The following is a 10402-nucleotide window of genomic DNA, read 5'->3' as shown; positions in this document are numbered from 1 at the left end:
CGTCGACTCACGCGAGCCCGGCACGCGCCGACCGTGTCCCCGTTCACGCCCCGCACCGGTTCCGTCGTCGGCTCGGCGCGCAGGTGGCTCGCCCTGCTGCTCTCGTTGAGCCTGATGGCCGCCTGCGGGCTCGGAGGCTCGGGTTCGACCGGACCGTCGAAGGTCACGGCCACCCCGCAGGGACCCAGGCCCAACATCCTGTTCATCCTCACCGACGACCTGAGCTGGGACTTGGTCGACTACATGCCGCAGGTCAAACGGATGCGCGAGCAGGGCGTCACGTTCACCAACTTCTTCGCCACCAACACGCTGTGCTGCCCGTCGCGGGCCACGATCCTCACCGGCAGGTACTCGCACAACACCCAGGTGATGACGAACGAGCCGCCCAACGGGGGCTGGCAGCGTTTTCACGCCAACGGGGCCGAACGCGACACCTTCGCCACGTCCTTGCAGGCGGCGGGCTACCGCACAGGGTTGATGGGCAAGTACCTCAACGGGTACGACCCGGCGAAAGTCCAGGCGGGCGCACTCGCGTACGTACCGCCCGGCTGGACCGAGTGGTACGCCACCAGCCTCGGCTACCAGGAGTACAACTACGTCCTCAGTGAGAACGGGCGCGCCGTCCGCTACGGGAACCGGCCCGAGGACTACCTGACGGACGTCCTAGCCGACAAGGCGGTCGACTTCATCAACCGCACCACCACCAACCGCCCGTTCCTGCTGAAGATCTCCACCTTCGCACCGCACGCGCCGTTCACCCCGGCCCCGCGGCACGCCAAGCTGTTCCCGAAGGTCAAGGCGCCTCGAGGCCCCGCCTTCGACGAAGTCGACGTCAGCGACAAACCGCGCTGGATGCAGGCGTGGCCCCGCATCGGCGCCCCGGGCATCCGCACGATCGACAGGAAGTACCGGGGCCGGGTGCGCATGGTGCAGGCGGTCGACGAGCTGATCGCCAAGGTGCGTCGGGTCTTGGCCGAACGCGGCCTCGACCGCAACACCTACGTGCTGTTCGGCTCCGACAACGGCTTCCACATGGGACAGCACCGTCTCGTCGAGGGGAAGGGCACCGCCTACGACGTGGACATCCGGGTGCCGCTCATCGTCACGGGGCCGGGTGTGCCGTCCGGGCGCGTGGTGCACGCGTTCGCTCAGAACACGGACCTGCGCCCGACATTCGAGGAACTCGCCGGGGTGAAGACCCCCGACTACGTGGACGGCCGGTCACTGGTGCCCTTCCTGCACGGGCGCACCGTCCAAGGGTGGCGCAATTCGGTGCTGATCGAGCACGCGGGCCCGGTCTCCGACCCCAGCGACCCCGACTACCCGGGGCGCGGCTGGGGCAACCCGCCGTCATACGCCGCGGTCCGTACGCCCCACGAGCTTTATCTGGAATACGACCAAGGCGAACGCGAATACTACGACCTTCGCAACGATCCCAGCGCGCTGAACAACCTCGCCGACCGGCTGCCGCAAGAGCGCCGTGATCAGCTGGCCGCCCTCCTGGCCGCTCTGCGGCACTGCGTGGGCGCGGCGTGCCGCACCGCCGACCAGGGGCGCTGACGGTCCGTCGCATCCGCGCCTTGAGCCGCCGCAGAGCAGGCCGCTCGGAGGGGCTCAGGAGACCTCGATGTAGTCGAGCTCCGCATTGCCGAACTGGCGCGCGAGGCGCAGCACGTTCCAGCCGGCGCGCAGGGCGACCTCGATCTCCACGTCCCGCCATCGACCGGACGAGCCCGGGTACCGGACGACGACGGGAGCGCCCCCGTTGACCGTGAGCATGTGAGCCGCGTCGTCGCCATGGTTCGCGTAACGCACCCGGACGAGGTAGTCCCCCATGCGCGGGGCATAGACGTCGACCTCGGCCAAGCTCTGGGCGTTGTCCATGTCGTCCACGGCCGCGCCGCCGGACACGCCGTCACGGACGCGCCGGATCCGTGCGCCGTAGACCCGTCCGTTCTCCGCTTCGTAGCGGACGGGGCTGCCGCGGACCACCGGCGTGCCGTCCGCCCAGCCCAGTTCGGCGACGTACATGGCCCGTCGCACGCTGTCCCCGCCGAGGAACTGGGCGATCCCGTGGAACACCAGGTGACTGTCGGTGCCGTCGTGCACGATGTCGGCGCCGCCCGGTCCGGTGATCTCTTTGCGATATCCGTCCGTGGACAAAAGCGGCCGGGGCGCCTTCGTGTACGGCCCGGTGATGGAGGAGGCCGTGGCGTATCTGGTCTGGTAGTCGGAGCGGTAGAACACGCCCGCCGCGTAGAAGAGAACGTACGTGCCGCCGTGTTTCACCAAGGCCGGCGCCTCGATGAGGCTTGGCTCGTCATCGCCTTTGGTAAGGATGCGAACGGGTGAACCATCCAGGCGCAGGCCGTCCGGGCTGGTGCGCTGCAGGTAAAGACCTCCGTGCTCGCCCCCCTGCTTGTAGAGCAGATAGCGGGCGCCGTCGCTGTCGACGAACGCAGCCGGATCGATGGTGTCGACATGACGCCGACAGACCAACGGACTGGTGCCTTGGGGAGTGAACGGTCCGAGAGGCGAGGACGCGGTCGCCGCGCCGATGCACTGTTGGCCGCCGTCCCGGCTCATGGCCGTGAAATACAGCAGGTAAGAGCCATCGGAGCGGACGGACACGTCAGGCGCCCAGGTGCGGCCGTGCTGGGCCCAGGCGGGCAGCGCGGGCAATGCGTCCGCGTCGGTGCGGCTCCACGGGCCCAACGCGGAAGGCGCCTTGGCCACCGGAACGTTCTTGCCTCCGTCATTGGTGGCGTACGCAAAGTAAGCGTCTCCCGCTTTGAGCACTTCGGGGTCGGGAAAGTTGGAGTCCAGGGCGGGCCCGTTGGCGGGACCGGCGTCGCTCATCGGGGACTGCACGGGCGCGGGCATTTCGGTGGCCGTCGCCGAAGCGGTGGGGCGTGGTCGGCGGTCCGGGCCGTCACCTTCCGTGATCACGGCGGTCAACACCGCGACGACCGTGCAGACGAGCGCTCCCGACAACGCTGCAAGAAGAGGCCGGTAACTCATGCCCGTGCCCCTCCCCTCGCGACAATCCTCATCACTTTACATCGGGACTACGCATCAACCGATCTTGCGGGATCAACAACGGAGCGCTCTCGTGGCGTCTCTGACCGCGGGGGTTGACCGGACCGTTTCACCAGACCACGGTCGATATGATCCATTGCAATACGTTGTTCCGTGGCCAATCGGACGCGCACAGTCGGGCACTCGCTAACGGCCGAGCCAAACTCAGCATTGGGAGACGGGCGTGACTCCACGCAGGACTCCGGACGAAGAACCGGGCCACGACCAGCCGCAGGCGTCGTCGGACCCGCAGAACACGGCACCCCCGCCCCCGCCGCAGTGGCTGAACGAGCCCCAGTCGTCCACCGACGCTCCGCTGCTGCCGGATGTGCCGTTCGCCGTCGGCCCGGGTGAGGGGGACGCCACGCGGGACGACGGGGCCGATCCCATGCGCACCGAAGTGTTCACGGCCAAGGACGCCGCCCCCGCCTCGCCGCCTTCCTCGCCGGCGCCCGAGGAGACCGTCACCGACCTGTCGGCGTGGCTGCCGGCGGAGAGCGGGACGGCGACGCCTGAGGCGTCCACCGCGTCGCCGACCGTCGCGGACGACGCCGCCGACAGCACGGCCGACAGCGCGGGTCAGGCCGACGACATCGAACGGACCCGCGCCGACAGCGACCAGGGCGCCGGGACGGGGCAGGCGACACAGCAGGTGCCTCGTCCGCAGCAGTCCGCGTCCGAGCCGCAGCAGCAGATGCCGGGCGAGTCGGCGGTCGCGCCGTTCCCGTACGCGCAGCACATCCCGGGGACCCCGCTCCCCGCGCCCACGCCGACGCCGACCCAGCAGCCGCCAGCACATCAGCCGCCTGCGCAGGAGCCGCCGGCGTCCTCCGGGCCCGAGCCGTTCCCCTATGCGCAGGAGATCCCGGACGCGAAGCCGGTGCTCCCCGCGTCGACACCGACGGCGCCGCCGTCCCAGCCGCCGGCGCCGTTCCCGTTCCCGCAGGAGATCCCCGGCGACAAACCGCAGCCGACGCCGTTCCCCTACGCCCAGGAGATCCCCGGCCAGAATCCGCCCGGCCCGCCGAGCACCCAGGTCGACGAGCCGGCGTCCCGTCCCGTCGCGCCGCCGCCCCAGATCGACGAGCCGTGGCGCACCGCGCCCAGCGGCAAGAAGAAGCGCGGCTCCGGCAAGCTCGGCAAGCGCATCGCGCTGATCGGCGGAGCCGGCCTGGCGGCGGCGGCCCTGGTCGCCGGCGGCGTCGTGGTCGTGTCCAACCTCGGCGGCGGAGACGACGAGGGCGCGGGTGGCGATGCCCAACTCGCCCGATCGGTGTTCCCCGTGGACGGATCGGTCCGTACCGACGGCCGTGACCAGGAGTTGACCGCCGTGGAGGCGGTCGGCGACACCGTCGTCGCCGTGGGGGCCGAGTGGGACGCCCAGTCGTCCCGTGGCCAGTTCCTGGTCTCCACCGACGGCGGGCGTTCCTTCCGCTCGGCCGAGGTGCGCGGCGAGGACGACGGCGAGCCGGGCCCGAAGGAGGTGCCCCGTGTGGTGGGCGGCTCGTCCCGCGGATGGGTCGCGATCGGGCGGCGCGCCGGCGGCGCCGGCGTCGTCTGGACGAGCAAAGACGGACGTTCCTGGCGCCGCCAGCCCGATGCCGTCGGCAACCCCTTCGGCCCGGGCAACCGCGTCCGTCGGGTGATCGGCTCGGACCACGGCTTCCTGGCGATCGGCGACCACTCCGCCAAAGGCGACTTCAGCGACGCCGTGCCGGCGGTGTGGGTGTCGGCGGACGGGACGCGCTGGGAGGCGCGGTTCGGCGACCAGGTGTCGCTGCCCGTGAACGGGGGCCGGGTCACGGTGTTGGAGAACGCCGTGGCCAGCGGCGGGACCATGCTTCTCGAAGGCCTGCACGTCCCGTCGGGCCGCAACGCGCGGCCGGGACGGCGGGTGTGGCGGTCGACGGACGGCGGACGCAGCTGGACCGAGACGAAGGTCCCGGTGCCCAAGGGCAACCGGGGACTGGTGATCGGCGGCGGCCCGGTCGGGTTCGCGGCGCTCCGCGACGCCAAGGAGGGGCGTAAGACCTTCGGCCACATGTACCTGTCCAAGGACGGCGCGTCCTGGACGGAGGCCGGCCGGCTGGAGGCGTCCGGGTATCGCCGCGTGATCCGGCTGCTCGCCTCCGGCAACGCCTACACCGCCATGGTGGCGCGCGGCCGCGACATTCTGCTGTCGCGCAGCGCCGACGGCCGGACCTGGCAGGACGCGGGGTCGCTGCCGTCGGAGAACGGCCGGATCGTGCACTCGGGGACGGTCAGCGGCGAGCAGACGATCGCGGTCGGCCGGACCACGGGATCCGGCGACGCCGACGCGCTGCTGGCCGTGTGGGACGGACGGGGCTCCCAACTGCCGGTCGACGTCGCGAAGATTCCCGGCGCGGTCCGGCCGGACCACTCGGTGACCTCGGTGGGAGTCACCGCCGACCGCGCCGTGGCCGTCGGCAGCTCGGGCGGCGACGCGGCCATCTGGACCTCGCTCGACGGCAGTACGTGGAGCCGGGCACAGGGCGAGGGGACGGCGCTCTCGCGGCCCGGTCCGCAAAAGCTGCTGAGCGTGGTCCACGGCAATGCCGGCTGGCTGGCCGTCGGGTCCGACCAGGCCGCCCCGCGGCGGCCCTTGGTCGTCACCTCCTCCGACGGCGCCACCTGGGAGGCCGTCGACTCCGGCGAGCAGTTCAAGCCCGCCAAGAACACCTCCCTGGCCACGTTCGCCGCGACGTACGGTCCGGCCGGCTACGTGATCGTCGGCGAAGACGGACTGTCCGCCGCGACCTGGTTCTCCACGGACCTGAAGACCTGGGAGCGCGGCAGGAGCGTCGGCAACAACGGCCTGGAGGCGCTGCCCAACTCCAACCGTTGGCTGCGGGACGTCGCAAGCGGCCCGTCCGGCTACGTTGCGGTCGGCGGTCTGCGCGACCCCGCTCTCGGCAAGGGGCCCGCCGCGCGTCCGGCGGTGTGGACGTCCCCCGACGGCAAGCAGTGGACCCTGCAGCAGCTTCCGCTGCTTGGCGGGTTGGCCGAGGCGTTCCTCACGCACGTCGCGATGAAGGGCAACACGGTCGTCGCGCTCGGCACCGGGGCGGCGGGCTCCACCTCGACCCCCGTGGGCTATGTCTCCACGGACGGCGGCAAGACGTGGCGCGAGAGCAGGCCGGCTGCTCCTGAGGAGACCGACAACATCAAGGTGACCGCGCTGACCGCCACGAGCAACGGCTTCGTCGCGACCGGTACCGCCGGCCGCGACGGCTCGACCGACGTGGTCTCGTGGACGTCCGCCGACGGCTCCTCGTGGAGCGGCGCCAAGCACGACGGCAAGGGCCTGGGAGGTCCCGGCGACCAGGAGATCACGGGCCTGACCCCGTTCAAGGACCACCTGCTCGGCGTCGGCCGCAACATGGACCAGAGCGACGAACAGCCCGTCCTGTGGCGGAGGCCGATCCCCTGAACCGCTCCGCCCGGGCCGCCACGGTCAGCCGTCCGCCGCGGTGGGTGAAGGGTTCTCCCGCCCCCGCCGAGACCCGCCGCCCGCGACCGCGTCCCGCGCGTCGCGGGCGTGGCGCGGGACGTACCGGGGGGCGGGGCGCGGCGGCTGCGGGTCTTCGGCCGGTTCCCGAGCCGGGGGCGCGGTCGAGGTCTGCGGCGCGTCGAGGGCGCGGGCGCGGTTGCGGCGGGCGCCGTAGGGGGCGACGAGCATCCGGTAGACGGGGCGGCGGATGAACGTCGGCGTCAGGCGGTAGCCGCCGCGGATGACGACGTTGCGCAGGTACTGCCAGCGGGTGATGAAGCCCTCGCGGTACATCGCGCGCTGCAGCCGCAGTTCCGAGCGCAGCAGGTCGCGGCCGCCGCGCCGCTCGTAGGCGCCGTCGCCGACGCGGTAGTACACCAGCGGCTCGGCCACGTTCACCACGCGCGCGCCGTTGGCGATCATCCGGACGAACAGCCAGTAGTCCTCCATCAGCGGCAGGTCGCCGTAGCCGCCGACGGCCATCACCGCGCTGCGCCGGTAGACGACGGTGGGGTGGTTGAACGGGTCGTGCAGCCGCGAGTACCGGACGATGTCGTGGGGGTCGCTGGGCGGGATGCGGCGGCCCACCACGTCGCCGATGTGCGCGCCGAACTCCAGCAGCCCGGCGCCGACCAGGTCGGCGCCGTCGCGCACCAGCGGCACCTGCACCTGGAAGCGGTGGGGCATCGCCACGTCGTCGGCGTCCATCCGCGCGACGATGTCGTACCGGCTGGCCTGCAGCCCGGCGTCCAGGGCGGGGCCGAGGCCGCGGTTGCTCCGAAGCTGGACGAACGTCACCTCGACGGGGCTTTCGGCCACCAGCTCCCGGAGGCAGGATTCCAACTCGGGCGGGACGGGGCCGTCCTGCACGAGCACGACCTGGTCCGGCCGGAGGGTCTGGTCGTGCACGGCGCTGCGGAAGGCGTCCCGGACGTAGTCCTCCCGGTCACCGCCGTAGACGGTCATCAGGAGGGCGAAGGGTTCGGGGGGTATGTCGGCCTTCAAGGACTGTCCATTTCCCGGGAGCGGGCCGTTGTTGCGCGGCGCCGAGGACGGTCCCGCGCGGTCGTGGGTCGGTCGGCCGTCGGGTCCGGTCGGCGGGTCGGTTCGCGGAGGGTAGACGAAAGGTACGTCTGCGTCGTCACGATATCGGGGAGCCGGGCGAACCATCGACCGATGGTTTCCGGATCGCCGCCGTATCCACCCCCTCGTCACGTTGGCTCGCGGGTTGTGCCACGAGCCTCCCCCACGTCACGTCCCGGCGCAAACGTCCTGGTCGGCGCGGATCTCCCCGGCCAGTTTGGGAACCGGGCGCCTGGCCTCGGCCACGTTCGCGCCGTCCCGCCCGATGATCAGATAGACGTGGCCGGATTTGGCCGCGGCGGACGCGCGGGGCGGGTGTCCGGGCAGCGCCGCGGCGAGGGCGGCGGCCTGCCGCTCGGCGCCGGCGCCGTACAGGATCTGCGTGCGGGCCGTCGCCGCCTTCTTGGTCGTGCCGACCTTGACGACCTGGAAGCCCTTCTCGGTGAGCTGGTCGGCGACGCGCTGGCCGAGCCCGTCGGTCGTCGTCCCGTTGTAGACGGCGACCTTGACCTGGTTCGGCGGGACGGCCTGGCCCGGCCGTCCGGCGGCCTGCTGTCCGGCAGGGCCCGGGCCCCCGCCCGGGCGCTTCGGCTGCGGGTTGTCCTGCGGCAGCGTGTTGTCCTGGCGGATCGCCTTGAACAGCGGTTGGGCCAGCGCGTTGTTGAACTGCACGCGGTTGCGGTCGGGCGGGTACGGCTCCACCGGGACGGTGACGAAGCGCACCTTGCCCGCGCTGAGCCCGCGCATGCTGGCCGCGAGCCGCTGCATCACCGACAGCGACAACCGGCTGTCGGTCTTGATCGACTTGGTGACCGCCGACAGGAACCGGTAGGTCTTGGCCGGGTCGGTCAGCATCCCCTGGCTGGTGGCCTTCTTGACGACCGACGCCATGAACTGCTGCTGCCGTTTGATGCGCGACAGGTCCGAGCCGTCGCCCAGTCCGCCGGTGCGGGTGCGCACGTAGCCGAGGGCCTGGTCGCCGTTGACGACCTGCCTGCCCGCGCGCAGGCGCAGCTCGGCCTTGGGGTCGTTGACGGGCTTCGGCACGCAGATCTCCACGCCGTCGAGGGCGTCCACCACGCGTTTGAAGCCGGTGAAGTCCACCTCGACGTAGTGGTCGATGCGGATGTTCGTGATCGCCTCGATGGTCTTCCAGGTGCAGGCGGGTCCGCCGATCGAGTACGCGGCGTTGAGCATGCTGAGGCCGCCGGGCTGGACGCGCCCGTCGCGGGTCTTGCACGAGGGCCGCTGCACCATCGTGTCGCGCGGGAAGCTGATGCCGATGGCGCGGTCGCCGCCCGGGGAGATGTGCAGCAGGATCGTGGTGTCGGAGCGTTCGCCCTGCTCGGTGCCGTACCGCGCGTTCGCCCCCTGCCGGCTGTCGGAGCCCATCAGCAGGATGTTGATGGAGTTGTTGAGCTTGGGCGGCCGGTCGGCGCCCAGCTTGTCGTCGACGTTCTCGCGGACGATCTGCCCGTCCAGCCGGCGCCAGAAGCCGTAGGCGGTCAGGCTGCCGACCACGAGCATCGCCGACAGCGCGACGGAGACCCAGCCGAGCACGCGCCAGCGGCGGCTCCGCCCCGGGTCCTCGTCCGGGTCCGGGGGCAGGGCCGCGGCGCCGTCGAAGTACACGCGCGGGGTCGCCGATCGCTGCATCCGTAACATTTCAGCACACAAGTGACATTGGCCACCGGGCTCGCGGAGAAAGTCGCCCTGCCGACCGGCCCTTCCGGCCACTATCGGACGTTCCCGGGCGACTAGACTCCGGTGGAGGATGAGCACCGTAGACGCACTGACCGACCAGGCGATGGTCGTGCTCCAGGACCGCCCCGTGGTGGCGCTGCACGCCTGGTTGGCCGAGGCCCTGGACGACTGCATCGGCTCCGGCCGGACGCTGCAGCTCGTCACCCCGATCGGCGCGCGGCTGTCGCTGCCGCTGCGCTCGGTCGTGGCCGGGCGGGCGGCCCAGTGGGTCGTGCGCGACGGCGACGGTTACTACGAGGGCCTGACCGGGCGGCCGCTGCAGTGGAACGGCGCCACGTTCGTGCCCGTCCCGGAGGCCCGCGACTACGCGCCGGGGTACACCAGCCGTCCCACCGCGCCGATCGGCGCGCAGCTCTCGCTGATCTACCGGTCCCAGCACGGCCCCGGCCGCGTGCTCGGCGGCGCCGCCGACCGCCTCCTGCAGCTGCTGACCGGCAAGGGCCCGGTCGGCTGGGGCCCCGCGGAGCCGCTCGCCCACCCCTGGCAGCCCGACCGGTTCACCGAGCACGCCCGCGGGCGTCCCTCGGCCCGGCTCATCGTCGTGGGCGACGGCCCGCGCCCGGCGCAGGCGGTGTGCGAGTTCACCGCGGCGGACACGGGCGTCATCACCGAGGTCACCACGGTCACCGTCGGCTACGGCGGCGACGACCCGCCGCCGCTGCAGCACCTGCCGTCCCTGGTCGGCGCGCTGGCCGCCGACCAGCCGGTCGTCTCGCTGTTCGTCCAGCTCGTCCCGGGCCGCGTCGACCTGACCACCGAACCGCGGTGGACGGGCGCCCCCGGACCGGTCGCGCTGGCCGTCGCCGGCACGGTCTCCGGTCCGCCCGGCATCCCCGGCCAGCAGGTCGGCCCGGCGAGCGCCCCGCTCACCCTCTTCCCGCTCGGCGACGGCCGCACCCCCGACGGGTGGCAACGCCACCGCCAGGTGATGCAGCACCTCCAGGCCGCCCAGCGGCGCGGCTGACC

Annotated in this window: 6 protein-coding genes; 3 read left to right on the top strand and 3 right to left on the bottom strand. The window is 72.1% G+C overall.

Annotated elements, in window-relative coordinates; translation table 11 throughout:
* The first annotated feature begins 33 nt into the window (after window positions 1-33).
* The gene (locus AR3_RS00650; protein ID WP_217998407.1) at window positions 34-1560 is read left to right on the top strand and encodes a sulfatase family protein; all 1527 of its coding nucleotides are present in this window, start codon (window positions 34-36) and stop codon (window positions 1558-1560) included.
* Between the two features lie 54 nt (window positions 1561-1614).
* Here AR3_RS00650 and AR3_RS00645 read toward each other — a convergent pair whose 3' ends face one another.
* Window positions 1615-3021: a family 43 glycosylhydrolase gene (locus AR3_RS00645; protein WP_067906809.1), complete on the bottom strand. Its 1407-nt coding sequence runs from the start codon at window positions 3019-3021 to the stop codon at window positions 1615-1617.
* Between the two features lie 241 nt (window positions 3022-3262).
* On the opposite strand from AR3_RS00645, the gene AR3_RS00640 reads away from it, so the two are divergent.
* Window positions 3263-6529, top strand: coding sequence for a sialidase family protein (locus AR3_RS00640; protein ID WP_067906807.1), 3267 nt, complete (start codon window positions 3263-3265; stop codon window positions 6527-6529).
* A gap of 24 nt (window positions 6530-6553) precedes the next feature.
* On the opposite strand, the gene AR3_RS00635 is transcribed toward AR3_RS00640, so the two are convergent.
* Entirely contained in the window at window positions 6554-7594 is a 1041-nt protein-coding gene (locus AR3_RS00635; protein ID WP_227023192.1) for a glycosyltransferase, read from the bottom strand.
* Between the two features lie 246 nt (window positions 7595-7840).
* Window positions 7841-9328, bottom strand: a complete 1488-nt coding sequence (locus tag AR3_RS00630) for an LCP family protein (protein ID WP_067906805.1) — start codon at window positions 9326-9328, stop codon at window positions 7841-7843.
* Window positions 9329-9446: 118 nt separating this feature from the next.
* Between AR3_RS00630 and AR3_RS00625 the strand changes: the two genes are divergently transcribed.
* Window positions 9447-10400 carry a DUF6177 family protein gene (locus tag AR3_RS00625; RefSeq protein WP_227023191.1) on the top strand — a complete coding sequence of 318 codons (954 nt, stop codon included), beginning with the start codon at window positions 9447-9449 and terminating at the stop codon, window positions 10398-10400.
* Window positions 10401-10402: the final 2 nt, after the last annotated feature.

The organism is Actinomadura rubrobrunea NBRC 15275, from assembly GCF_001552235.1.
In the GTDB taxonomy this organism is placed as follows: domain Bacteria; phylum Actinomycetota; class Actinomycetes; order Streptosporangiales; family Streptosporangiaceae; genus Spirillospora; species Spirillospora viridilutea.
This window is presented reverse-complemented; position numbering and strand designations above follow the sequence as displayed.